We start from the raw sequence: 22,856 nt of genomic DNA on the forward strand, positions 1-22,856 counted from the left end.
GGGGGGCGCTTCCTCCGGCCCGGCAGGGAGGCGCACCTGCGCGATGAGCCGACCGCTTCGAGTCCTGGTGGCCAAGCCCGGGCTGGATCGCCACGACCGGGGGGCCAAGGTGATCGCACGCGCGCTCCGCGACGCGGGCATGGAGGTGATCTACACCGGCATCCACCAGACCCCGGCCGAGATCGTCGCCGCCGCCGTCCAGGAAGACGTCGACGTGGTCGGCCTCAGCATCCTCTCCGGCGCCCACATGACGCTGGTACCGCGGGTCCTCCAGGGGCTGCGCGAGGCGGGGGCCGGCGACATCCCGGTGGTGGTGGGCGGCATCATCCCTCCCGAGGATGCGGAGGAGCTGAAGCGGGCGGGGGTGCTGGAGGTCTTCGGCCCCGGGAGCTCGACGGAGGCCATCGTCGACTTCATCCGCCGCGAGGTGGGCGGCCGGGTGAACGCCCTTGGCTGAGCCGGGAGCGGTACCGAGGAGGGAGACGGCCGAGGGCTGGGCGGAGCGCCTCCTGGCCGGCGAGAAGCGGGCGCTGGCGCGGCTGATCACGCGCATCGAGGCGCGCGACCCGGCGGCGGGCGAGGTGCTCCGCCTTCTTCACCGCCGTGCCGGCCGGGCGCACGTCGTCGGGGTGACCGGGGCCCCGGGCGCCGGAAAGAGCACGCTGATCACCGCCCTGGCCCGGGAGCTCCGGCGGCGGGAGCGGAGCGTCGCCGTCCTGGCGGTCGACCCCTCCAGTCCCCTGACCGGCGGCGCGCTCCTCGGCGACCGGATCCGTCTGGGGAATCTCTCCACCGACCCCGGCCTCTTCTTCCGGAGCTTCGCCAGCCGGGGTCACCTGGGCGGCCTCAGCCGGGCCGTCGGTGACGCGGTCCGCGCGGTGGACGCCGCCGGCTACGAGGTGGTGCTGGTGGAGACGGTGGGTGCCGGCCAGTCGGAGGTGGAGGTGGCGGAGCTGGCGCACACCACGCTGGTGGTCCTCACCCCCAACCTCGGCGACGACGTCCAGGCGGCCAAGGCCGGCCTCCTCGAGGTGGCCGACCTCTTCGCCGTCAACAAGGCCGACCTGCCCGGCGCCTCGGAGACGGCGGGCGAGATCCGCTTCATGCTGGGGCTCGGCCCGGCGCGGGCGTGGACGCCCCCGGTGGTGGAGTGCTCGGCCCGGACGGGGCAGGGCGTGGCGGAGCTGGTGGAGGCGCTGGTCCGGCACCGCGACTTCCTCGTGGGGAGCGGGCGCTGGGACGAGAAGCGGCGGCAGGCGGCGGAGCACCAGCTGCGAGACCTCCTGGGCGAGGAGCTCCTGCGCGCGGCGCTGGAGCGGCTGGAGGCCGCCGGGTGGGGTCGCTGGGTCGAGGCGGTGGCGCGCCGCGAGCAGGACCCGTATACGCTGAGCGAAGAGCTGGCTCGCCGCCTTCTCGCGGCAGGGGCGGGCGGGTCCGGGGAGGAGGGGCAGCCCCGTGGAGTTCCAGCTGAGTGAGACCGAGCGGGCGCTCCAGGAGGCGGCGCGGGAGCTGGCCGAGCGCGAGCTGAGGCCGCGGGCGGCCGTCCTGGACGAGGAGGAGCGCTTCCCCTGGGAGAGCGTGGCGGCGCTGGGCGAGGCGGGCTTCCTGGGGATGATGGTGCCGCCCGGGTACGGCGGCGCCGGCGCGTCGGCGCTGGAGCACGCGCTGGTGGTGGAGGAGGTGGCCAAGGCCGACGCCGCGGCCGCGGTCCTCCTGGAGGTGCACAACGCGCTGGCCTGCGGCATCCTCCAGCGCTTCGGCGACGAGGAGCTGAAGCGGCAGTGGCTGCCGCGCATGGTGGGGCGCGGGCTCCTGGGGGCCTACGCGCTGACCGAGCCACAGGCCGGCTCCGACCCCTCGGCCATGCGGACCCGCGCGCTCCGCCGCGGCGACCGCTACCGGCTCGAGGGCATGAAGACCTTCATCACCGGCGCCGGCTACGCCGACCTCTACGTCGTCTTCGCCGTCACCGACCCGGCGGCGGGGAAGCGCGGGATCAGCGCCTTCCTGGTGCCCAAGGAGAGCGAGGGGCTCCGCTTCGGGAAGCCGATGAGGAAGATGGGCGTCCGCGCTGCGCTGACCGCGGAGCTCTACCTGGACGGGGTGGAGGTCCCTGCTGCCTGGCGGATCGGGCCCGAGGGCCAGGGATACAAGATGGCCCTGGCCTGCCTGGACGCCGGCCGCGTCGGCATCGGCGCCCAGGCGCTGGGCATCGCCGAGGCGGCGCTGGAGGCGGCGCGGGCGTACGCGCTCCAGCGCGAGCAGTTCGGCCAGCCCATCGCCGCCTTCCAGGGGACGCAGTGGAAGCTGGCCGAACTGGCCACGGCGGTGGAGGCCGCCAGGCTGCTGGTCTACCGGGCGGCCTGGCTTCTGGACCAACCCGGCCGCCACTCGGGCGCCGTCGCCCAGGCCAAGCTCTTCGCCTCGCGGGTGGCGGTCCAGGCCGCGCTGGAGGCGATCCAGATCCACGGCGGCTACGGGTACGTCCGCGAGACCGGGGTGGAGCGCCTGCTGCGCGACGCCAAGATCACGGAGATCTACGAGGGGACCTCCGAGATCCAGCGGCTGGTGATCGCCCGGGAGCTCCTGGCCGCCGGAACCCGCGCCGAGGTGGCCGCCGGCGGCTCAACCCAGTCCGAAGGACCGCACCAGCGTGAACCCTAGGTAGAAGAGGAGGGCGCCGCCCAGGCTTCCCGCCAGCGCCCGCTGTGTCCCGTGCTGGTGGGCGACGGGGATCATCTCGGTGGCGCCCAGGTAGAGGATGGCACCGGCGGCGAGGGCGATCACCGAGTCGACCAGCCGCGGCTGGAGGCTGCCCGCCAGCCAGACGGTGACGCCGCCCGCCAGGGTGGCCACGGCCAGCCCGAGGGTGCTCCAGATGGCCGCCCGGCGGCCGGCCTCGCCGGCGTCGGCCGCCTGCATCACCGATCCCAGGGCGAATCCCGCCGGCAGCTTGTGGGCGGAGAGGGCGACGAACATCAGCAGCCCCGTGGCCACGCCCCCCGCGAAGCTCGCCACCACCGCCACCCCGTCGAAGAAGGCGTGGACGGTCAGCCCCGCCGCCGCGGCGATGCCGCCGGCCCGGGAGATGGTGTGCTCCTCCTGCCGGGCGGGGGCGAGGAGCGTGTGCTCGTGCAGGAGCTCGTCCGGGGGATGATCGGCGCCCCGGCCGGGCGCCGCGCCCGTCGCGGGCAGCCCCGCGCCTTCGTGGGCGTGGACGTCGAAGAGGTGCTCGCTCACGTAGAGGACCAGGTAGCCGGCGAACGCCCAGGCCAGGTTCCCGCCGCGGGCGGCCTCCGGCAGCAGGTCGAGGAAGACGGCCGCCAGGAGGAAACCGGCGCTGACCGCGATGAGCAACCGGAGCCCTTCGCGCGAACGCTCCCCCATCCGGGCGGAGAGGTAACCGCCCAGCAGGTTCATCAGCCCCGAAAGGGCAGCCAGAAGCGTTCCCACCGCCTCTGCCGACATCCGTTCGTCCCCCCGTTTCCCGGCGCCCGGGTGCCGGGCGTGCCGCAGACGCGCCAGGAGCGCCGCGCGCGGCCAGCCCTCCTCCCGGCTTGGCCGGCCCTGCTGGCAGCAAGCATGATACATAGTATCAAGAGGTGCGGCAAGCGGAGAAGACGGATCGAGGCCGGGCCGGGCGGCCGGTCGGGGCGGGCTACCGGCGCGACTCCAGCGGCAGCGCCGTCACCAGCGGCACCTCGGCGACCGGCTCCTGGCCGATGCGGATCACCGCCACGCCGACCCGCTCACCGGCCGCCAGCCGGCTCGGCCAGCTCGCCGGCAGCAGGCGCTGGACGCGGATCCGGCTCTGCTCGCCGGCGCGGACGGGCAGCACGAAGGGGCTCGGCCCCGCCGTGGTCAGCACCACGCTCCGGCCGTCGCCGGTGGGGAGGCGGACCGGCCCCTCCAGCCCGGGCACGGGCACGCGGCGGAAGTTCCGCCAGCCCCAGTCGAGGAGCTGGAGCGTATCCTCGTACTGGGCGTGGAGGTTGTCGCGCAGGACCACCACCGCCAGCTGCCACCCGTCCCGGGTGGCGGAGCCGACGAAGGTGTTGCCGGCCGCGCGCGTGTATCCCGTCTTGACGCCGTCCAGGGGTCTGCCCAGGAGGCGGTTGTGGTTGACCAGCCAGTGCCATGTGCCGTCGGGCCAGCGGACCCGCCAGACGGGCGTGGAGACGATCTGGCGGATGGTGGGGTCCATCAGCGCCGCCCGGGTGATCCGGGCCATGTCCACGGCCGTGGTCACGTGGTGCTCGTCGGGCAGGCCGCTGGCGTTGGTGAAGTGGGTGTGGACCGCGCCCAGCCGGCGCGCCTCGGCGTTCATCAGCGCGGCGAAGTTGGCCTCGCTGCCGGCCACCGCCTCGGCCAGCGCCCGGGCGGCGTCGTTGCCCGACTCCAGGAGGAGGCCGTAGAGCAGGTCCCGGACCGGGAGGCGCATGCCCGCCCGCAGGTACATGCTGGAGCCCTCGGCGGCGGCGGCGCGGGGCGTGACCGTCACCGGCAGGTCCAGGTCGAGCTTCCGCACGGCCACGAGAGCGGTCAGAATCTTGGTGATGCTGGCCGGGTACCCGGCCGTCTGGCCCGCCTTGGCGTAGAGGAGCCGGCCGCTGGCCACGTCGATCAGGGCGGCGGCGCCCGCCTGGAGCCGGGGTGGGGCGGCGGGCCCCGGACCGGGTGCCGGCGAGGGCCGTTCGACGCGCGGCTCGGGGGCGGGCCGGGCCGGGGGCTGGGCGTGCGTCCGCCCGGAGGCGCCGGCGGCTCCGGCCGTGACCACCAGCAGGGCCAGCGCCAGGGTCAGACAGGCTCGTTGTCGGATGGAGCGCCCTCGCAGGGCGACGTGACAGGGACGGATCACGCGCAGTAGGCTGGCTGGCGAGGCAGGCGGATATACCCGCCTGGAACGGGGGGCGTGAGAGGGTGCGTTTCGAGCGCGCGGCGGGAGGGGTCGTCTTCCTCCCGGGGCGGGAGGTGCCGTCGATCCTTCTGGTGCTCGATCGCTTCGGCCGCTGGACCTTTCCCAAGGGGCACGTCGAGCACGGCGAGAGCGACGAGGAGGCCGCACTCCGCGAGATCGAGGAGGAGACCGGGGTGACCGGGCAGGTGGTCGACGAGCTGGCCGCGGTCCGGTACCGCTTCCTCCCGGCGGGCGCGTCGGAGGAGGTCGAGAAGGAGGTCCGCTACTTCCTGGTCCGGGCCACGGGCGGCGATCCGCGCCCGCGGGAAGGTGAGACGCGGGAGGTCCGCTGGTTCCGGCCGGACGAGGTGGGAGGGCTTCCCCAGTATCCGAACAACCGGCCGGTGCTGGAGGCGGCGCTCGAGGCGCTGGGCGGCGAAGCCGGGTCATGAGCGCGACGGCCGGGCGGATGGACGTGCGGCTGGTCACCCGCCGCGAGGAGATCGAGCCCCGCGAGCTCGAGGGACGGGCGGCGGTGGTCATCGACACGCTCCGCGCCACCACCTCCATCGCCACGGCCCTGGCCGCGGGCGCGGCCTGGGTGCTCCCGGTGGACTCGGAGGAAGCGGCCTGGACCGCCCGGCGGGCTCTCCAGGACCCGGCCGGCCAGCCACCCCTGCTGGCGGGCGAGCGCGAGCGGATCCGCATCCCCGGCTTCGACCTGGGCAACTCCCCGGCGGAGTTCACCCCCGGGCGCGTAGGCGGCCGGGGCATCGTCCTCTTCACCACCAACGGCTCCCGCGCCCTCCACGCCGCCGCGCCCCGGGCCGCGCGGCTCTACTGCGCCGCGCTGGTCAACGCGGGCGCGGTCGCGGGCGAACTGCTCCGCACGGGGGCGGAGCGGCTCACCCTGATCTGTTCCGGTTCGGGTGGCCGCTTTTCGGTGGAGGACTTCCTGACCGCCGGCTGCCTGATCGACAGGCTGCACGCGGCGACGGGCGACGCGCCTGGCGAGGAGGGTTGGGAAGGCGTCGAGGCGCTGGCGCCCGGGCGGCTCCGCCTGGACGACGCCGCGGAGGCGGCCTGGCTCGCCTGGCGGGCCGGACGACGCCGGCTCCGGGCGCTGGTCGAGCCCGGCCGGGCGGCCCGCGCCCTGGCCGAGGTCGGGCTGGCGGACGACCTGGACGACGCGCTCCGCCTCGACAGCCTGGGCGTCATCCCCATCTTCCGCGAAGGAAGGGTGGTCGCGCTCGACGGGCCGGCATCCCAGCTGGACGCCGCCCGGCGTGACACGGAGCGATCCTGAAACGTTCGACTCGGGGAAACGTACAGAGAAGAGGTAGACAAAATGGTCGGGATGGCGAGATTCGAACTCGCGACCTCCGCGTCCCGAACGCGGCGCCCTGCCAAACTGGGCCACATCCCGGCGGCGTCTCGCATTCTACGGCCGGTCATCGGCCCTTGTCAAACGGGCGACCGCGGGGCGACGGCAGGGTCGCCGGGCGGGAGGTCGATGGGGACGCCATGAGCGCGGCCCGTTCTTCCCTTCGCTTCGCCGTGGCTTGGCGGCTGGTGGTGGCGCTGGAGCGTCTGGCCCGGCTGGCCGGGCACGGCGGCTCCAGCCTGCCGGGCCTCTGGGGGCAGCGCCTCGATCCGCGGCTCCTGGAAGAGCTCGCCGGCACCCTGGAGAAGGGGAGCGCCGTGGTCACCGGCACCAACGGCAAGACCACCACGGCCACGCTGCTGGCCGAGATCGGCCGCCGTTCGGGGCTCCGCCTGGCCCACAACGCCGCCGGAGCCAACCTGATCAGCGGCCTGGTCACCGCCCTCGCGGGGCAACGGGCCGAGGGCGCCGACCAGTTCGCCGTCCTGGAGGTGGACGAGGCGACGGTGGCGCGGGCCATGCCCGCCCTCCGCCCGCGCCTGATCGTGGTGACCAACTTCTTCCGCGACCAGCTCGACCGGTACGGCGAGCTGCTGGGCGCGGTGGGCCGCGTGGCCGAGGGAATCACGGCGGTGCCGGAGACCGCCCTCCTCCTCAATGCCGACGACCCGCACGTCGCCTCGCTCGCCCGGCCGGACCGGGAGGTCCACGCCTTCGCCCTGGAGGTGGCCGGCGGCGCCGCCAGGAAGCCCGGCGGCGACGCGATCCTCTGCCCCCGTTGCGGCCGCCCGCTCCGCTACCGGAGCGTCACCTTCGCGCACCTGGGCGATTACGCCTGCCCCGGCTGCGGGTTCCGCCGTCCCAGTCCGGAGGTGGTGGGGCAGGTGCTCCGGAACGGGCGCGAGACGGCGCTCCGCATCCGCGCCGGCGGGCAGGAGCTGGCCGACCTGGCGCGCTTCCAGCTGCCCGGGCTCTACAACGCCTACAACGCCGTGGCGGCCGCGGCCGCCGCCTGGCTGCTGGGCTGGCCGGCGCAGGCGATCAGCCGGGCGCTCTCCGAGGCCACGCCCGTCTTCGGCCGGATGGAACGGTTCGAGGCGGACGGCCACCCGGTTCGCCTTGCGCTGGTGAAGAACCCGGCCGGCTTCGACGCGGTCCTGGAGACGCTGGCCGGCGAGGGCGAACCGGGGGCGCTCGTCCTGGCCATCAACGACCTGGACGCCGACGGGCACGACATCTCCTGGCTCTGGGACGTCCGCTTCGAGGACCACCTGGCGCTCCTCGCCCGGAGCCGGCCGCTCCTGGCCTCCGGCCTGCGGGCCGAGGACATGGCGCTGCGCCTGGCCATCGCCGGCGCCGACCGGGAGCGGATCGAGCTGGAGCCCGACCCGGAGCGTGCGCTGGACGGGGCGCTCCGCCGGCTTCCCCGCGGCAGGCCGGTGACGGTCTGCCTCACCTACACGGCGTTGCTCGATCTCCACCGGCGCCTGGCCCGGCGCTACCCGGTGGCCGCCTTCTGGGAACGGGGGGCTCGCCGCGGTGCTTGAACTGCGCATCGGCCACCTCTACCCCCGCGAGCTCAACCTCTACGGCGACCGGGGTAACCTTCTGGCGCTGGCCGACCGGGTCCGCCGCCGCGGCGGCCGGGTCACCGTCCTGCCGCTGGAGCCGGGCGACCCCTTGCGCATGAGCGAGATCGACCTGGTCTTCATCGGCGGCGGGCAGGACCGCGAGCAGCGCTGGATCGCCGAGGACCTGGCGCGGGGGAAGGCGCGCGAGCTGGCGGCCGCGGTCCGGGACGGGATGCCGCTCCTGGCCGTCTGCGGGGGCTACCAGCTCTTGGGCCGGTACTACAGGACGGTATCCGGCGAGAAGATCCCCGGCGTCGGCCTCTTCGACCTCTGGACCGAGGCGGGGTCGCGGCGGCTGATCGGCAACGTGGCCATCGAGAGCGACCTCTGGGAGGAGGGTGACCGGACCCTGGTCGGCTTCGAGAACCACGCCGGCCGGACCTGGCTCGGGCCCTCCGTCCGCCCGCTGGGGCGGGTGCTCCGCGGCCACGGGAACAACGACCGGGACGGCAGCGAGGGCGTCCGCTGGCTGAACGCCATCGGCACCTACCTCCACGGCTCGCTCCTGCCCAAGAACCCGCGCCTGGGCGACTGGCTGATCCTGGCCGCCTGGCGGAGGAAGTACGGCATCGACCGGCTGGAGCCGCTGGACGACCGCTGGGAGGAGATCGCCCACCGGGCCGCGCTGCGGCGCCTGGGCGCGGCTGCCGTCCAGCCGACTTGCTCCAGGGACCGGCGGGGCGCATGGTAAGTGTGGAAGGATGAAGGAGAGGCGCGGCCGGCAGGGTCGGTCAGCCGGTCGCACCGCACTTTCGGGAGCGGAGGGAAACCCATTGGCCTTCAAGAACGATCCGTACGACGTGGTGATCATCGGCGCCGGCCCGGCGGGTCTGACGGCGGCGCTCTACACGGCTCGCTCCAACCTGGAGACGCTGGTGCTGGAGAAGGAGGTGCCGGGCGGCCAGATCGCCACCACCAACGACATCGAGAACTACCCGGGCTTTCGCAGCGTGACCGGTCCGGAGCTGGCGGAGACGATGGAGAAGCACGCCCGCGCCTTCGGTGCCCAGATCGAGTTCACCGTCGTCGAAGGGCTCGAGATGGCCGACGGCGAGCTGAAGCGGATCCGCACCAGCGACGGCGAGATCCTGGCCCGGACCGTCATCATCGCCTCCGGCTCCGAGCCGAGGAAGCTGGGCGTCCCCGGGGAAGACCTGCTCCGCGGCCGGGGCGTCTCCTACTGCGCCACCTGCGACGGCGCCTTCTTCCAGGACAGGTTGTGCGTCGTCGTCGGCGGCGGCGACTCCGCGCTCCAGGAAGGGAACTACCTGACCCGCTTCGCCTCCAAGGTGCTGGTGATCCACCGGCGCGACCGGTTCCGCGCCAGCGAGGCGCAGCAGGCCAAGGCGCGCGCCAACCCCAAGATGGAGTTCCTCTTCAACCACGTGGTGGAGGAGATCCTGGGCGAGCAGCGGGTCACCGGCGTGCGCGTGCGCAACGTCGTCACCGGCGAGCGGCGGGAGATCGCCTGCGACGGCGTCTTCCCCTACGTCGGTCTCAAGCCCAACTCGGACTTCCTGCCGCCCGAGATCGAGCGGGACGCCCTGGGCCGCGTGGTCACCGACGAGCACATGCGCACCACCCTTCCCGGCGTCTTCGCCGCCGGCGACATCCGGCCCAAGGAGATCCGGCAGATCACCACGGCGGTCAGCGACGGCACCGTCGCCGCCATGGAGGCGGAGGCCTACCTCGCCTCCCGGGCCGTGGCCGCCCGGGCCTGAACCCGGCTGGGAGTCGAGCCGAGGCCGAAGAGGCCGACCGGAGGAGGCCGCGCATGTCCGCCACCGCGCCCGCCGGGAGCGAAGGCCCGGCGCCGCTCATCATCGGCACCGCCGGCCACGTCGACCACGGCAAGAGCACGCTGATCCGGGCGCTGACCGGCACCGACCCCGACCGCCTCCCCGAGGAGAAGCGCCGGGGCCTCACCATCGACCTGGGCTTCGGCCACCTCCGCCTTCCCAGCGGGCGGGAGGCCGGCATCGTCGACGTGCCCGGCCACGAGCGGTTCGTCAAGAACATGGTGGCCGGCGCCAGCGGAATGGACCTGGTCCTCCTGGTGGTGGCGGCCGACGAGGGCGTCATGCCCCAGACCGAGGAGCACCTGGACATCCTCCAGCTGCTCGGCGTCCGCAGGGGGCTCCTGGTGGTCACCAAGGTGGACCTGGTCGACCGGGAGTGGCTCGACCTGGTGGACGAGGAGGTGCGGGAGGCGGTCCGCGGGACCTTCCTGGAGGGGGCGCCCCTGGTCCACGTCTCCAGCCTCACGGGGGAAGGCCTGGAGGAGCTGCTGGCCACCGTCGAGCAGGTGGCGGCCGGGACGCCGCCGCGTCCGGCGACCGGCCCGGCCCGCCTCCCCGTCGACCGCGTCTTCACCATGGCCGGCTTCGGCACCGTGGTGACCGGGACGCTGGCTTCCGGCCGCGTCCGCCTGGAGGAGCGGCTGGAGCTCCTTCCTTCCGGGCGGCCGCTGCGGGTGCGCGGGATCCAGGTGCACAACCGGCCGGTGGAGGAGGCGACCGCCGGCCACCGGGTGGCGCTGAACATCAGCCTCGACCGCGACGAGGTGGTCCGGGGCGACGTGGTCGCCACGCCCGGCGTCTTCCGGGCGAGCCTCGGCTTCTCCGGCCACCTGGAGCTGCTGGGGCGGCTCGCCCGGCCGCTCGCCAACGGCGCCAGGGTCCGGCTGCACGCCGGCACCCGGGAGAGCCTGGGCCGCATCGTTCTCCTCGACCGGGACGAGCTCCGGCCGGGCGAGCGCGCCCCGGTCTACTTCCGCTCCGAGACCCCGCTCGTGGTCGCCCGGGGCGACCGCTTCGTCATCCGCAGCTACTCGCCCGCCCGCGCCATCGGCGGAGGCGACGTGATCGATCCCGTCCGCCGCGTCCGCCGGGGCGACCGGGCCGGCCTGGAGCGCCTCGAGCGGCTGGCGCGGGGGGACCGCGTGGAGGTGCTCCGCTCCTTCCTCGACGACCCGCGCCCGTGGAGCCTGGAGGAGCTGGCCCGGGCGGTGGAGGCCCGCCCCGCCGAGCTGGGGCCGCTCCTGGAGGGCCTCGCCCGCCGGGGGGAGGCCTCGCAGGCGGCCGAGGGGGTCTGGCTCGGCCGCAACGCCGAGGAAGCCCTCCTGGAGCGCCTGGCAGCGCGCCTCCGCCAGCATCTGGAGGCCAACCCGCTTCGCCACGGCCTTCCCAGGGAGGAGCTGCGCCAGGCGCTCCTCCCCGACCTCTCGCCGCGCGCCTTCGGCCAGCTCCTGGAGCGCTGGGCCGCCGGAGGCCGGCTCCGGCTGCGCGGCGAGCTGGTCCAGCCGGCGGGCTGGGAGCCCCGGCTCTCGCCGGCGGCAGCGGGCGCCGCCGCCCGCGTCGAGGAAGCGCTCCGCACCCGTCCCTTCGACCCGCCGGATCCCCAGGGGCTGGAGCTGCCCCGCGGCGCACCGCCGCTGGCCGAGGTCCTGCGCTACCTGCAGGAGTCGGGGCGGATCGAACGCGCCGGGACGTTCTGGTTCCACCGCAGCGCCGTGGAGGAGGCGGTCCGGCGCGTGCGCGAGCACTTCCTGAGGGAGCCGCGGCTCACCCTGGCGCAGCTCCGCGACCTCCTGGGCACCACCCGCAAGTACGCGGTGCCGCTGGCCGAGCGGCTGGACGAGCTGGGCGTCACCCGCAGGGCCGGCGACGACCGGGTGCCGGGCCCGGCGGGCGGCACCCGGCGTTCCCCTTCCGAATAGGCTGGGACGAGTCTTGGCGGAAGGGAGGGTCGGAGGTGTCCCGCGGCTGGTTCCACGAGAACGACTTGTCGGTGTTGATCGTGATCCTGCTCATCTACCTCATCGTCGTCCAGTCGCACCACTGCCAGTACGACGAACACGAGTGAGAGGCCGTCGGCGCCGGGAGCCGGACCCTGGAACCGACGGGAGAGGGGGCAGAGCATGAACGAGGAAGGCTGGGGAGGATTCCTGCACGGACCGTTGTTCCGCCTGATCATCCTCCTGAGCATCGTTCCGCCCGGATCAAGTACGGGGCGTCCGCGGCCGCCCCGGCCTCACGCGGCGGGAAGCCAGACCGAGAAGCGCGTCCCGCCCCTGGCGCCCGGAGGCCAGGGGCTTTCCACGTCCACGCGGCCGCCCTGCGCCTGGACGAAGCTGCGCACGATGGCGAGGCCGAGCCCGCTCCCGCCGGTCTCCCGGCTGCGGGCCGGGTCGCCGCGCCAGAAGCGCTCGAAGACGAGGGGCAGGTCGCGCGCCGGGATGCCGGGACCGGTGTCGGTGACATGGAAGAGGACGCCGCCGCCGTCCCCGGCGGGTGCCGGCTCGGCGGAGAGGGTGACGGAGCCGCCCGCCGGGCAGTGGCGGAGCGCATTGGCCAGGAGGTTGGAGAGCACCTGGACCAGCCGGTCGCGGTCCGCCCGGACGGCCAGCTCGCCGGCCGCGCTTCCTTCCAGGCGGACGCCGCGGGAGTCGGCCTCGGCCTGGTAGAGCTCCAGCATGTGCGCGACCAGGGGCGCCACCGGCAGCCGCTGCGGGCGGAGCTCCAGGGCGTGCGCCTCGGCCAGGCTGACCTCCTGGAGCTCGCGCACCAGGCGGCTCATGCGCAGCACCTCGTCCTCCAGCGAGAGGATCGTCTCCGGTCGCGGCGGCTCCCCCGCCTCGTGGATCGCCTCCAGGTGGCCTTGGAGCACCGCCAGCGGCGTCCGCAGCTCGTGGGCCACGTCGGCCATCAGCCGGCGCCGCCCCGCCTCCGACTCCTCCAGCCGGACGGCGAGGCCGTCCAGCGCCCTGGCCAGCTCCCCGAACTCGTCCCCCTGCGAGCTGACCGCCGCCGGCGCCCGCGCGCCGAGGTCGCCCTGGGCCAGGCGCCGGACGGTGAGCAGGAGCTGGCGGAGCGGGGCGGAGAGCCAGCGCGAGAGGAGCGCCGCCGCCAGCGCCGCCAGGAGGAGCGCCACCAGGGAGCCCAGGAAGACCTGGCGGGTGGCGGTGGCCTGGAACTCGCCCTCCAGCGTCTGCACCCAGGACAGGCGTGGAGGCGCCAGCCAGACCGTGCCCACCCGGCGGCCGCCCGCCTCCACCGGCGCCCGGATCAGCGTGCCGGCGGAGTCCCGGAGCAGCTCCCGGTCGAAGGCGGCCGTGGCGTAGAGCAGGCGGCCGCGGGCGTCGGTCAGCGCCCAGGCGGAGCCGAGGAGGCGGCTGGCCAGGGGGGCCGCGCGCCCCCTGCCCGCGGGGGCGCCGGGCGCCGGAGAGTCCAGACCGAACAGGCGCAGGCCGCGGCCGCGACCTCCGGCCTCCAGATCCTGCAGAAGCGGCGGCCAGCCGCCTTCGCGCCGGTAGGCCTGGGCGAGCCGGAGGGCGATCTCGTCCGCGCGCTCCTGGGTGGCCTCCGTCAGGTAGCGCTGGAAGCCCCGGTGGAGCGCGGCCTCGCCCCACCAGGCGGCGACCAGCAGGGCGACGAAGGCGACGCCGGCGATGGCCAGCCCGACGCGCAGGCGGAAGGTCCAGCGGGAGCCGGGGACGGGCTCGGTCATCGTCTCACCGTCCCCCCGGCGGCGAGGCGGCGGCAGGGGGCTCCCCGGGCAGGTCGAGCCGGTAGCCGACGCCGTGCACCGTGCCGATCCAGCGAGGGTCGCCGCCCGCGGCGGCCAGCTTCCTGCGCAGGTTGGAGATGTGCGTGTCCACCGTCCGCTCGTAGCCCGCGTACTCCGCGCCGAAGGCGGCCTCCAGGAGCTGGAGCCGCGTCCAGACGCGCCCGGGCCGCTCCGCCAGGAGGTCGAGGATGCGGAACTCGGTCCGGGTCAGCTCCAGCTCGCGCCCGTCCACCTCCGCCCGGTACCGCTCGGGGTAGATGCGGAGCAGGCCGGCCGCGTGGACGGTCTCGGCCGTCTCCTCCGCCCCGGGCGAGGCGCTCGCCTCCCCGCGGCTCCGGCGGAGGATGGCGCGCACCCGGGCGGCCAGCTCGCGGAGGCTGAAGGGCTTGACCATGTAGTCGTCCGCGCCCAGCTCGAGGCCGAGGAGGCGGTCCGCCTCCTCGCCGCGGGCGGTCAGGATCAGGATGGGGACGCGCGAGCGGCTCCGGATGCGGCGGCAGACCTCGAGGCCGTCCAGACCGGGCAGCATCAGGTCCAGGATGACGAAATCCGGTTCGGCCCGGCCCGAGGCGAACCGGTCCAGGGCGGTGAGGCCGTCGGCGGCCGTCTCGCAGGCGTAGCCCTGCGCCCGGAGGAAGTCGGCGATCATCTCCGCCAGCTTCCGCTCGTCCTCGACCACCAGCACCCGCGTTCCGGGCGAGCCCGGATCCCGCTCCACGCGCGCACCTCCGCCCCCCAGCCTACCACGCGCGGCTCGCGGCTTGACTCGGACGCCTCCAGCCTCTAGAGTCGAGCTGACGATGGCCTTTAAGCCGGTCCGGCGAGGCTGGCAAGGCGGTGCCCCACAGGCTCCCATCAGGGCGGATGACCGCGAGCCCCTCGCGCAGGCCGGAATGGCCGCGCGAGGGGCTCGTTCCGTCAGGGGCCGGCACCGCGGGCCCGGAAAGGGTGAGCGGTCTTGGCGACATGGGTGGAAACCCGGTCGGGCGTAGGGCGTCACTTCCTGGGTGTCCGGGGACTGGAGAGGGAGGCGCTGGCGGCCGTCCTGGGCCGGGCCGCCCAGCTCAAGCGCGCCTGGCTGGAGGGCGAGCCGCTCCCGCAGGCGCTGGCGGGCAGGACGGTGGCCACGCTCTTCTTCGAGCCCAGCACGAGGACGAGGAACAGCTTCCTGCAGGCCGCCCAGCTCCTGGGCGGCCTCACGCTGACGGTGGAGGCCGAGAGCTCCAGCGTGCGCAAGGGGGAGACTCTGGAGGACACGGTCCGCACGTTGGAGGCGGTGGGGGTGGAGGTGATGGTCCTCCGCCACCCCGAGTCGGGCGCGGCCCTCCGCGCCGCGGCGGCCGCCTCGCGGCTGGCCGTCCTCAACGCCGGCGACGGCATGCACGAGCATCCGAGCCAGGCGCTCCTGGACGTGATGACGCTGGCGGAGCACTTCGGCGGCGCCCGGCGCTCGGGCGAGCTGGACCTGGACGTGCTGCGCGGGCTCCGCCTCCTGATCCTGGGCGACATCGCCCACAGCCGGGTGGCCCGCTCCGACATCTGGGCGCTCACCACCCTGGGCGCCCGCCTCTGGGTGAGCGGGCCGGCCACGCTTCTGGGCTGGCTTCCCGAGGAGGTCCGGCGCGTGGAGCGGCCGGAGGAGGTGCTGGGCCAGGTGGACGCGGTGATGGCGCTCCGCCTCCAGCGCGAGCGCATGGCGGACGGCCTGGTCCCCTCCGAACGCGAGTTCCGCCAGCGCTGGGGGATGACCGCCGACCGGGTCCGCCTCCTGCCGGCCCACGCGGTGGTCCTCCACCCGGCGCCGGTCAACCGGAACGTCGAGCTGGACGACAGCGTGATGGACTCCGACCGCTCGCTGGTCTTCCAGCAGGCGCGGAACGGCGTCGCCGTCCGCATGGCGCTCCTGGAGCGGGCCGTGGAAGGGGAGGATGCGCGATGAGCCGCCTCTGGCTGACCGGCGCCCGCCTCGTCGATCCGGAGGGCGGCGAGCACGAGGGGTCGCTCGCCATCGAGGAAGGGCGGATCGTCGAGCTGCGGCGGGAAGCCCGACCCGACCCCGCCCTCCTCCGCTCCTCGCCCGTCCTCGACCTGGAGGGCGCCTATCTCCTTCCCGGGCTGGTCGACCCGCACGTCCACCTGCGCGACTTCGAGGAGGCGGGCAAGGAGACGGTGGCCAGCGGCACGCGGGCGGCCGCCCACGGCGGCTACACCACCGTCTGCGCCATGGCCAACAGCCGGCCGCCGCTGGACGGCGTGGAGGCGCTGGCCGCCTTCCAGGCCAAGGTGGCCGAGTCGGCGGTGGTCCGCGTCCATCCCCTGGCCGCGGTCACCCGCGGGCGCGAGGGCCGGGAGCTGACGGAGATGGGCCGCCTGCGGGAGGCCGGCGCCGTCGCCTTCTCCGACGACGGCTCGCCCGTCGCCGACGCCGCCGTCCTGCGCCGGGCGCTCCTCTACGCCGCCCAGCTGGGGGCCGTGATCGTGGCGCACGAGGAGGAGCCGGCGCTCTCCGCCGGCGAGCCCCTGGCCGCGGGGGAGACCGCCTTCGCCATGGGCTTCCTCGGCCAGCCGGCCTCCGCCGAGACGGCCATGGTCGCCCGGGACCTGGCCCTCCTGGCCGAGACCGGCGGGCGCCTCCACCTCGCCCACCTCTCCACCGCCGGCGCCGTCGCCGCGGTCCGCGCGGCCAAGGCGGCGGGCCTGGCCGTCACGGCCGAGGTGACGCCCCACCACCTCCTCCTGACCGAGGCCGCCTGCGCCGGCTTCCGCAGCGAGGCGAAGGTCAACCCGCCGCTCCGCGGCCAGGCCGACCTGGAGGCGCTCTGGGCCGGTCTCGTCGACGGCACCCTCGACGCGATCGCCACCGACCACGCGCCCCACACCGCGGCGGAGAAGGCGCGCGGCTTCGCCCACGCCCCCTTCGGCATCGCCGGCCTGGAGGCGGCCTTCCCGCTCCTCTACACCTACGGGGTGCTGGCCGGCCGCATCGACCTGGCGACGCTGGTGGAGCGCATGTCGGCCGGGCCGGCGCGGCTCTTCGGCCTCGAGCCGCCGGCGCTCCGGCCGGGCGCCCCCGCCGACCTCTTCGTCTACGATCCGCGGCCCGAGCTCCCGGTCGACCCCGAGGCGTGGCTGAGCCGCGGGCGGAACACGCCCTTCGCCGGCTGGCGGGTGCGCGGCGAGGTGCTCCTGACGCTGGTGGAGGGGCAGGTCGCCTACGCGGCGCCACGGCTGGCGCTGCCGGAGCTCCTCCGGACCGGGGAGGCTCCGGTGCGGTGAAGGGGCGGATCGTGCGGAACCGCTGGTTGCGCGTGGACGACGGCGACGACGGCGGGGCGGGGAGGGGCGCCGGGGCGGCTCCCGGCGCACCCGCCCTCCGCGAGCTCTGGCTGGAGGCGCCGGAGGCGGCCCGCGAGGCCCGGCCGGGACAGTTCCTCCACCTGCGCCTGGGCGAGGAAGGCACCCCGCTCCTCCGCCGCGCGCTCACCCCGGTGGGCATCGACCGGGAGCGAGGGGCCCTGCGCCTGGCCGTCCGGCCGGGCGGCCGCGCGCTGGGACGTCTGGCGCTCCGGGGGGAGGGCGAGGAGGTCGACTTCCTCGGCCCGCTCGGCCGCCCCTTTCCGCTGCCGGCAGAGCTGGAGCGACCGCTGCTCGTGGCGGAGGGCGGCGCATGGCTCGCGCTCTGGGCGCTGGCCGAGGAGCTCGACCGGCGCGGCCTCCGGCCGGGGATCCTGCTCGCGGGCGAGGTCGATGCGGCGGTGGAGGCGGAGATCCGGCGCCTGGGCGCGCTGGACAAGGTGGCCGGCGGCCATGGCCCGGAGGGCAGGGCGGCCGCCCTGGCCGCAGCCGCCGCCCGGGCGGCCGAGCGGATCGCCGAGGGCGTCGACGCCCTCTACGCCGCCGGCTCGGAGCAGCTTCTGATCGCCCTCCGCGCCGCGGCGACGGAGGCGCGCGGGGGCGCGCCGCTTCCCGCCTGGGCGGCGCTCGAGGGGGCGATGGCCTGCGGGATCGGCAGCTGCCTCGGCTGTGCGGTCCTGTTGAGGGAGGGCGCCCCGGGCGGGCCGAGAGCGGCGGGCGCCGTCCGGGTGGCCCGGCTCTGCACCGAGGGACCGGTCTTCGAGCTGGAGCGGCTGGCGCTGGGCGAGAGCTGGCCGCGGGAGGAGGAGGTGGCGGGCGCATGACGGCGGGACGGGGTTCCGGCCCGCTCCCGGCTCGCCAAGAGCGGGGAGCTCCCGAGCTGGCGGTGCGGGTGGGGCCCTGGCGGCTCGAGACGCCGGTCATGCCGGCCTCGGGGACGTTCGGCTACGGCCGCGAGATGGCCGCCTGGGTCGACCTCCGCCGCCTGGGTGCGCTGGTGACCAAGGGGACGAGCCTCCGCCCGCGCCTGGGCGCGCCGCCGCCCCGGCTGGCGGAGACGCCGGCGGGCCTCCTGAACGCCGTCGGCCTCGAGAATCCGGGCATCGAGGCGGTCGTCGACGACGAGCTCCCCTGGCTGGCGGCCCTGGGCATCCCCGTCTTCGTCAACGTCTGGGGGACCGGCGTCGGCGAGTACGCCGAGCTCGCCCGCCGCCTGGAGGGGGCGCCCGGCGTGGCGGGGATCGAGCTCAACCTCTCCTGCCCCAACGTCGGCGCCGGCGGCACCGAGTTCGGACGCGACCCCCGGCTGGCCGCGGCCGTGGTGGAGGCGGCGCGCGGCGCCACCTCGCTGCCGCTCCTCGCCAAGCTGGCGGCCGACGCTCCCGACCTCCTGGCGGTGGCGCGCGCGGTGGCGGCAGCCGGCGCCAGCGCCATCACGCTGACCAACACGCTCCGGGGCATGGCCGTCGACGTGCACCGGCGCCGCCCCGTCCTCGGCCGGGGCCAGGGCGGCCTGTCGGGTCCGGCCGTCAAGCCGCTGGCGCTCCGCGCCGTCTGGGAGGTGGCCGGGGCGGTGGAGGTGCCCGTCATCGGCGTGGGCGGCATCCGGAGCGGCGAGGATGCGGCCGAATTCCTCATGGCCGGGGCGCGGGCGGTCCAGGTGGGGACGGCCAACCTGGTCGAGCCCGACGCCTGCCTGCGGGTGACGGCCGAGCTGGAGGCGCTGCTGCGGCGCGAGGGCTTCGCCTCGGTGGAGGCGATGATCGGCGCGGCCCGGCCTGCGCGCCGGGCGGGAGAGGGACAGGGAGAGGGGGGAGGCGCTTGAGCCCGACCGGGAGCAGGCAGGCGGGCGACCGCGGGAGGCCGTTCCTCTTCCTGGCGCTGGACGGACCCGCCTGGGAGGCGGACCGCCGCCTGGTCGAGCGGCTGCTGGAGACGCCCGAGGGGCGCGCGCTGAGCGGCTTCAAGATCGGCCCGGCGCTCTTCACGGCCTATGGCCCGGAGCCCGCCCGCTGGCTGGCCGGGCGGGGGGGCGAGCTCTTCCTGGACCTGAAGCTCCACGACATCCCCGCCGTGGTGGCGCAGGCGGTCCGCGCGGCGGCGGGCCTCGGCGCCCGCTGGCTGACGGTCCACGCCGGCGGCGGCCGCGCCATGCTCGAGGCCGCCTGCGCGGCGCGCGACGAGGCCGGCGGGCGGCCCGGGATCCTGGCGGTGACGGTGCTGACGAGCCTCGAGGAAGCCGACCTCGCGGCGATGGGCTTCGCGCGGGGCGTGGCCGCCACCGCCCTGCGCCTGGCCGAGCTGGCGCTGGCGGCGGGCGTCGACGGGCTGGTCGCCTCCGCGCACGAGGTGGCCGGCCTCCGGCGCCGCTTCGGCCCCGGGCCCCGTCTGGCCGTACCGGGCCTGCGGCTGCCGGGCGAGCCGCCCGCCGGCGACGACCAGAGGAGGGTGGCCTCGCCGGCCGAGGCCGCCCTGGCGGGGGCGGACCTGCTGGTGCTCGGGCGCCTGGTGCGGCACGCCCCCGATCCGGTGGCGGCGCTGGGGCGCGTGCTGGAGGTGCTGCGATGAGCGGCGACGATGCGCAGGATCTCGAGGTGCGGCGGCTCCTGGAGGAGGTGGGGGCGCTCCGGCGGGGCCACTTCCTCCTCACCTCCGGCCGCCACAGCGACGGCTACGTCCAGTGCGCCCGGCTCTTCGAGCGGCCCGAGGCGGCGGAGCGCGCGGCCGACCTGCTCGCCCGGCGGCTCGCCCCCCTCCTGCGCGAGGAAGTGGACGCCGTGGCCGGCCCTGCGCTCGGCGGCGTCATCCTGGGCTACCTCCTCGCCCGGCGCCTGGGGGCGCGGGCGCTCTACGCCGAGCGCGAGGAGGGCGCGCTCCGCCTGCGGCGGGGCTTCGCCCTCGAACCGGGCGAGCGGGTGGTGGTGGCCGAGGACGTGGTCACCACCGGCGGCTCGGTCGGCGAGCTGATCGAGCTGGCCCGCGCCGCCGGCGCGCGGGTGCTGGCGGTGGCGGCGGTGGCCGACCGCTCCGGCGGCGCCGTCCGCTTCGACGTGCCGGCCGCCTTCGGCGCCCGGCTCGACCTTCCCAGCTGGCCCGCCGGCGACTGCCCGCTCTGCCGCAGGGGCCTGCCCGTCGAGCGGCCGGGGAGCCGCCACCTGGGCGCGGCCGCGAACGGTACGGCGTAGCGCCGCATAGCCTGCCTCGCCGGGAGGCGAGGGGCCTATGCGAGGAAGCAGGATCCGCGGGGAGCGTCTCCGCCTCCGGGTGGAGGCGCTTCCTCCGTCCACGCCGGCGGAGGAGGCGGCGCTCCGCGAGGCGCTCCGCCTCTGGCGGGCGAGCCGGGCGGGGGAGGGGGCGGCGCCCGGGCCGGAGGAGGCGGCCGGCCGGGCGGGGGGTCGCGCGGCCGGGCGGCCGGGCCGCTGACCGGAGCCTGGAGCGAAGGATGCGCGCCGCCGTCTACGCCCGCGTCTCCTCCGAGGAGCAGGTGGGCGGCTACAGCCTCCGCAGCCAGGAAGAGCTCTGCCGCCGCCGCGCGCTCGAGCTGGGCGCCGAGGAGGTGGTCGCCTTCGTCGAGCGCGGCGTCCCCGGCGACACGCTCGACCGCCCGGAGCTGGAGCGCCTGCGCGGCGCCCTCCGCCGCCGCGCCTTCGACCTGGTGGTCGTCCTCGACCCCGACCGGCTGGCGCGCTCGCTGGCGCTCCAACTCCTCCTGACCGAGGAGATCACGCGCTCGGGGGCGCGCCTGGAGTTCGTCGGCTACGAGTGGCGCGACACGCCGGACGGCCGTCTCTTCTACGCGCTGCGCGGCGCCATCGCCGAGTACGAGCGCGAGAAGATCCGCGAGCGGACGACGCGCGGCAAGCTGGCCAAGGCGCGCGCCGGCGGCATCATCAACGCGCCCCGCACCTACGGCTACCGCTTCGACCCCGAGGGCGACCGCCTCCTCCCCGACCCGGCGACCGCGCCCGTGGTCCAGCTCCTCTTCGCCTGGGCCGAGGAAGGCCTCGGACCCGCCGCCATCGCCCGGCGCCTGGCCGCGCTCGGCATCCCGGCGCCGGGCGGAGGGCCTCGCTGGTGGGCGCGCACGGTCGCCCGCATCCTGAGGAACGAGACCTACCGCGGGCGCCTCCGGGTCCACCGCTGGTCGATCACCCGCCAGGGCCGGCGCCGGCGGACGCGCGAGCGGCCCCGCGACGAGTGGTCGCTGGTCGAGGTGCCGCCGCTGGTGGAGGCGGAGCGGTGGGAGGCGGTCCAGCGCCGCCTCCGGCGGGAGGAAGCGGCGGGCGCCCGCGGCGCCACCCCCTTCCTCCTCGGGGGGCTCGTGCGCTGCGGCCACTGCGGCGCGCCCATGGTGGGGCAGAGCCGGCGGCAGCGCAGCCGTCTCTTCCGCTACTACGTCTGCCGGAGCGCGCGCCGGGCGGGCGCCACACCGCTCGCCGGGGCGGCCGGCTCGCCGCCTCCGCCCGCCCACGGCCGCTACGTGCCCGCCGACCTCCTGGAGGCCAGGGTCTGGGCGGCGGTGGAGGAGCGCCTCACCGGGCTGGCCGCCCCCGGGGCGGAGGCGGGCGCGGGCGAGGCGCAAGGGGCGGGTGCCGAGCGCCGGGCGCGGCGTCGCCTTCTCGTCGACCGCCTGCGCGCCCTCCGCCGGGCGCGCGAGCGGACGCTCTGGGCCTTCCAGCAGGGCTTCCTCTCGGCGGCGCGGTACGCCTCGGAGAGCGAGCGCCTGCGCGCCGAGCGGAGCGCGCTCCTGCGCGAGGCGGCCGCCCTCCGGGCGGAGGCCGGGCGCGGGCGGCGGAGCCGCGGCGGCGGGGAGGAAGGGCGACCGCCCGCCGCCGGCCGGGCGCGGGAGCCCGAGTGGGCGCTGCGCCGGCGGATCCTCGCGGAGCTGGTCGAGCGGATCGAGGTGACCGCCGACGCGGCCGGCCGGGCGGAGGTGCGCCTCCGGCTCCTTCTGCCTCCGGGCGCGGCCGGCGGCGCGGGGGTGGCCGCCCCGGGCTCCCGGGCGGGGCGGCTTTCCGCCTGGGGGGACGATCCTCCTGATCATCATCAAGCTGATCTTTGACGACGACTGGATGGGCGAGCACAGCCAGGGTTGAGAAGCCGCCCGGACAGCCGAGCCGGGTGGATCGCGCGCGGGGAGAGGGGGTGAACCCCCTCTCCCCGCACGCCTCCCCGGGTGGCCTTCGGGTCCGCCCGCGCCCGGTCGCCGGGAGGAGGAAGGGCAGAGGGCGACGGCGCGGCCGCGGCACCGGGCCGGCCAGCCCGGTCAGCCCTGCCCCAGCAGCCGGCTCAGCGTCCGCCGGACCTGCGGCGAGCGGAGCAGCTCCGCCAGGGGATCGTCGCCTTCCTCCGCCCGGCCCGCCGTGGGCGGGCCGCCGGCCGCAGCGACCGGGCGACCGGCCGGCGGGTCGCTGCGCTCCAGCTGTTCCGCCAGCGCCCTCAGGCCGCTGACCACCTCTTCGGGCTTCGTCACCAGCAGCCGCGCGAGCTCGGCCAGCTCCACCAGCGCCTCCGTCCGCTGCTCCAGCGCCTGCAGGGCGGCGTGCATGCCGCGCAGCTCCTGCGTCAGCTCCTCCCAGCGCAGGGTTCGGAGCGGGCGGCGGGTCCGGCGGCCCGGACCGCCGCTGCTCCGCTCCGCACCGCCCGCGGCCGGCGCCCGGAGCCGGCCGCCTTCCTCGCCGTCGCCTTCCGCCTGCGGGCCGTCGGGGCCGGGCTCCCCCGGCGCCTCCGGCACGGCCCTCTTCTCCTGGGCGGGCCCGGGCGAAAGGGCGGCGGCCGGCTCGGTCGCGGCGCCGCCCGGGCCGGCGGAGGCCACCCCTCCCACCGGGGCGGAAGGCTCCTCGCCACCCTCGCCTGCCCTCCGCGGGCGAGGAAGCGGCCGGTGGCCCGCTCCCCGCTCCCGGTTCTCCTGGTCGGGTTGCGCGTCCATCGCTCCCACCTCCCGTGCACGAGCGGCCCAGTATATGTGCTCCGGGCCCCCCGGGGGCCCGGAGGGCGCCCGCCCGCCCCGCTCGCGCCTGGA

The 22,856-nt window shown here is 76.2% G+C and carries 22 protein-coding genes and 1 tRNA gene; 17 read left to right on the top strand and 6 right to left on the bottom strand.

The features are described 5' to 3' along the window. Nucleotides 1-43 precede the first annotated feature (43 nt). From QJR14_00380 to QJR14_00390, 3 genes are read left to right on the top strand one after another with little or no spacing between them, the layout of a single operon-like run. Nucleotides 44-457, top strand: a complete 414-nt coding sequence (locus QJR14_00380) for a cobalamin B12-binding domain-containing protein (GenBank protein MDI3316085.1) — start codon at nucleotides 44-46, stop codon at nucleotides 455-457. Further along, nucleotides 450-1,475 carry a methylmalonyl Co-A mutase-associated GTPase MeaB gene (meaB, locus tag QJR14_00385; protein ID MDI3316086.1) on the top strand — a complete coding sequence of 342 codons (1,026 nt, stop codon included), beginning with the start codon at nucleotides 450-452 and terminating at the stop codon, nucleotides 1,473-1,475. Before QJR14_00380 ends, meaB begins: the two co-directional genes overlap by 8 nt. Then, the gene (locus QJR14_00390) at nucleotides 1,456-2,664 is read left to right on the top strand and encodes an acyl-CoA dehydrogenase family protein (GenBank protein MDI3316087.1); all 1,209 of its coding nucleotides are present in this window, start codon (nucleotides 1,456-1,458) and stop codon (nucleotides 2,662-2,664) included. Before meaB ends, QJR14_00390 begins: the two co-directional genes overlap by 20 nt. Here the strand turns inward: QJR14_00390 and QJR14_00395 are convergent. After that, nucleotides 2,626-3,468 (bottom strand): ZIP family metal transporter, encoded by an 843-nt coding sequence (locus QJR14_00395; GenBank protein ID MDI3316088.1) that lies wholly within the window; start codon nucleotides 3,466-3,468, stop codon nucleotides 2,626-2,628. The two genes, QJR14_00390 and QJR14_00395, sit on opposite strands and share 39 nt — an antisense overlap. Nucleotides 3,469-3,658: 190 nt before the next feature. After that, entirely contained in the window at nucleotides 3,659-4,858 is a 1,200-nt protein-coding gene (locus QJR14_00400; protein ID MDI3316089.1) for a D-alanyl-D-alanine carboxypeptidase family protein, read from the bottom strand. 62 nt (nucleotides 4,859-4,920) lie between these two features. On the opposite strand from QJR14_00400, the gene QJR14_00405 reads away from it, so the two are divergent. Both QJR14_00405 and QJR14_00410 read left to right on the top strand, forming a co-directional pair. After that, nucleotides 4,921-5,349: an NUDIX domain-containing protein gene (locus tag QJR14_00405; GenBank protein ID MDI3316090.1), complete on the top strand. Its 429-nt coding sequence runs from the start codon at nucleotides 4,921-4,923 to the stop codon at nucleotides 5,347-5,349. Continuing rightward, nucleotides 5,346-6,203, top strand: coding sequence for a 2-phosphosulfolactate phosphatase (locus QJR14_00410; protein MDI3316091.1), 858 nt, complete (start codon nucleotides 5,346-5,348; stop codon nucleotides 6,201-6,203). Before QJR14_00405 ends, QJR14_00410 begins: the two co-directional genes overlap by 4 nt. A 43-nt stretch (nucleotides 6,204-6,246) precedes the next feature. Here the strand turns inward: QJR14_00410 and QJR14_00415 are convergent. Beyond that, a tRNA-Pro gene (locus tag QJR14_00415) sits at nucleotides 6,247-6,323 on the bottom strand. A gap of 98 nt (nucleotides 6,324-6,421) precedes the next feature. Here QJR14_00415 and QJR14_00420 point away from each other — a divergent pair. The 4 genes from QJR14_00420 (at nucleotide 6,422) to selB (ending at nucleotide 11,630) form a co-directional block, all read left to right on the top strand. Further along, nucleotides 6,422-7,828 (top strand): MurT ligase domain-containing protein, encoded by a 1,407-nt coding sequence (locus QJR14_00420; protein ID MDI3316092.1) that lies wholly within the window; start codon nucleotides 6,422-6,424, stop codon nucleotides 7,826-7,828. Beyond that, the gene (locus QJR14_00425; protein ID MDI3316093.1) at nucleotides 7,821-8,603 is read left to right on the top strand and encodes a glutamine amidotransferase; all 783 of its coding nucleotides are present in this window, start codon (nucleotides 7,821-7,823) and stop codon (nucleotides 8,601-8,603) included. The genes QJR14_00420 and QJR14_00425 overlap by 8 nt, the downstream gene beginning before the upstream one ends. Before the next feature lie 82 nt (nucleotides 8,604-8,685). Further along, nucleotides 8,686-9,633, top strand: coding sequence for a thioredoxin-disulfide reductase (trxB, locus tag QJR14_00430; protein MDI3316094.1), 948 nt, complete (start codon nucleotides 8,686-8,688; stop codon nucleotides 9,631-9,633). A gap of 53 nt (nucleotides 9,634-9,686) precedes the next feature. Beyond that, nucleotides 9,687-11,630, top strand: coding sequence for a selenocysteine-specific translation elongation factor (gene selB / locus QJR14_00435; protein MDI3316095.1), 1,944 nt, complete (start codon nucleotides 9,687-9,689; stop codon nucleotides 11,628-11,630). Nucleotides 11,631-11,944: 314 nt separating this feature from the next. Here selB and QJR14_00440 read toward each other — a convergent pair whose 3' ends face one another. Next, complete coding sequence (locus tag QJR14_00440; GenBank protein MDI3316096.1) at nucleotides 11,945-13,420, bottom strand: ATP-binding protein; 1,476 nt, start codon at nucleotides 13,418-13,420, stop codon at nucleotides 11,945-11,947. Between the two features lie 4 nt (nucleotides 13,421-13,424). Next, nucleotides 13,425-14,198 (bottom strand): response regulator transcription factor, encoded by a 774-nt coding sequence (locus QJR14_00445; GenBank protein MDI3316097.1) that lies wholly within the window; start codon nucleotides 14,196-14,198, stop codon nucleotides 13,425-13,427. Between the two features lie 240 nt (nucleotides 14,199-14,438). On the opposite strand from QJR14_00445, the gene QJR14_00450 reads away from it, so the two are divergent. Genes QJR14_00450 through QJR14_00485 form a run of 8 tightly spaced genes read left to right on the top strand, consistent with a single transcriptional unit; the run spans nucleotide 14,439 to nucleotide 21,896 of the window. Continuing rightward, on the top strand, nucleotides 14,439-15,419 hold the full coding sequence (locus tag QJR14_00450) for an aspartate carbamoyltransferase catalytic subunit (protein MDI3316098.1): 981 nt from the start codon (nucleotides 14,439-14,441) through the stop codon (nucleotides 15,417-15,419). After that, nucleotides 15,416-16,756: a dihydroorotase gene (locus QJR14_00455; protein ID MDI3316099.1), complete on the top strand. Its 1,341-nt coding sequence runs from the start codon at nucleotides 15,416-15,418 to the stop codon at nucleotides 16,754-16,756. Before QJR14_00450 ends, QJR14_00455 begins: the two co-directional genes overlap by 4 nt. Next, complete coding sequence (locus QJR14_00460; GenBank protein MDI3316100.1) at nucleotides 16,753-17,658, top strand: hypothetical protein; 906 nt, start codon at nucleotides 16,753-16,755, stop codon at nucleotides 17,656-17,658. Before QJR14_00455 ends, QJR14_00460 begins: the two co-directional genes overlap by 4 nt. Further along, entirely contained in the window at nucleotides 17,655-18,659 is a 1,005-nt protein-coding gene (locus tag QJR14_00465; protein MDI3316101.1) for a dihydroorotate dehydrogenase, read from the top strand. Before QJR14_00460 ends, QJR14_00465 begins: the two co-directional genes overlap by 4 nt. Beyond that, entirely contained in the window at nucleotides 18,656-19,402 is a 747-nt protein-coding gene (gene pyrF, locus QJR14_00470) for an orotidine-5'-phosphate decarboxylase (GenBank protein MDI3316102.1), read from the top strand. The genes QJR14_00465 and pyrF overlap by 4 nt, the downstream gene beginning before the upstream one ends. Further along, the gene (gene pyrE / locus QJR14_00475) at nucleotides 19,399-20,019 is read left to right on the top strand and encodes an orotate phosphoribosyltransferase (protein MDI3316103.1); all 621 of its coding nucleotides are present in this window, start codon (nucleotides 19,399-19,401) and stop codon (nucleotides 20,017-20,019) included. The genes pyrF and pyrE overlap by 4 nt, the downstream gene beginning before the upstream one ends. 37 nt (nucleotides 20,020-20,056) lie before the next feature. Further along, the gene (locus QJR14_00480) at nucleotides 20,057-20,257 is read left to right on the top strand and encodes a hypothetical protein (protein ID MDI3316104.1); all 201 of its coding nucleotides are present in this window, start codon (nucleotides 20,057-20,059) and stop codon (nucleotides 20,255-20,257) included. 19 nt (nucleotides 20,258-20,276) lie between these two features. Then, entirely contained in the window at nucleotides 20,277-21,896 is a 1,620-nt protein-coding gene (locus QJR14_00485; GenBank protein MDI3316105.1) for a recombinase family protein, read from the top strand. 204 nt (nucleotides 21,897-22,100) lie between these two features. On the opposite strand, the gene QJR14_00490 is transcribed toward QJR14_00485, so the two are convergent. Beyond that, nucleotides 22,101-22,772 carry a hypothetical protein gene (locus tag QJR14_00490; GenBank protein ID MDI3316106.1) on the bottom strand — a complete coding sequence of 224 codons (672 nt, stop codon included), beginning with the start codon at nucleotides 22,770-22,772 and terminating at the stop codon, nucleotides 22,101-22,103. Nucleotides 22,773-22,856: the final 84 nt, after the last annotated feature.

Source organism: Bacillota bacterium, assembly GCA_029961055.1.
GTDB lineage: Bacteria > Bacillota > Sulfobacillia > JAIMAT01 > JAIMAT01 > JAIMAT01.

Coding starts and splice junctions, on each gene's coding strand:
- pyrE (MDI3316103.1), top strand. CDS start 19,399: ATGAGCGGCGACGATGCGCAGGATCTCGAGGTGCGGCGGCTCCTGGAG.
- selB (MDI3316095.1), top strand. CDS start 9,687: ATGTCCGCCACCGCGCCCGCCGGGAGCGAAGGCCCGGCGCCGCTCATC.
- QJR14_00410 (MDI3316091.1), top strand. CDS start 5,346: ATGAGCGCGACGGCCGGGCGGATGGACGTGCGGCTGGTCACCCGCCGC.
- QJR14_00455 (MDI3316099.1), top strand. CDS start 15,416: ATGAGCCGCCTCTGGCTGACCGGCGCCCGCCTCGTCGATCCGGAGGGC.
- QJR14_00480 (MDI3316104.1), top strand. CDS start 20,057: ATGCGAGGAAGCAGGATCCGCGGGGAGCGTCTCCGCCTCCGGGTGGAG.
- QJR14_00395 (MDI3316088.1), bottom strand. CDS start 3,468: ATGTCGGCAGAGGCGGTGGGAACGCTTCTGGCTGCCCTTTCGGGGCTG.
- QJR14_00420 (MDI3316092.1), top strand. CDS start 6,422: ATGAGCGCGGCCCGTTCTTCCCTTCGCTTCGCCGTGGCTTGGCGGCTG.
- QJR14_00440 (MDI3316096.1), bottom strand. CDS start 13,420: ATGACCGAGCCCGTCCCCGGCTCCCGCTGGACCTTCCGCCTGCGCGTC.
- QJR14_00485 (MDI3316105.1), top strand. CDS start 20,277: ATGCGCGCCGCCGTCTACGCCCGCGTCTCCTCCGAGGAGCAGGTGGGC.
- QJR14_00465 (MDI3316101.1), top strand. CDS start 17,655: ATGACGGCGGGACGGGGTTCCGGCCCGCTCCCGGCTCGCCAAGAGCGG.
- QJR14_00380 (MDI3316085.1), top strand. CDS start 44: ATGAGCCGACCGCTTCGAGTCCTGGTGGCCAAGCCCGGGCTGGATCGC.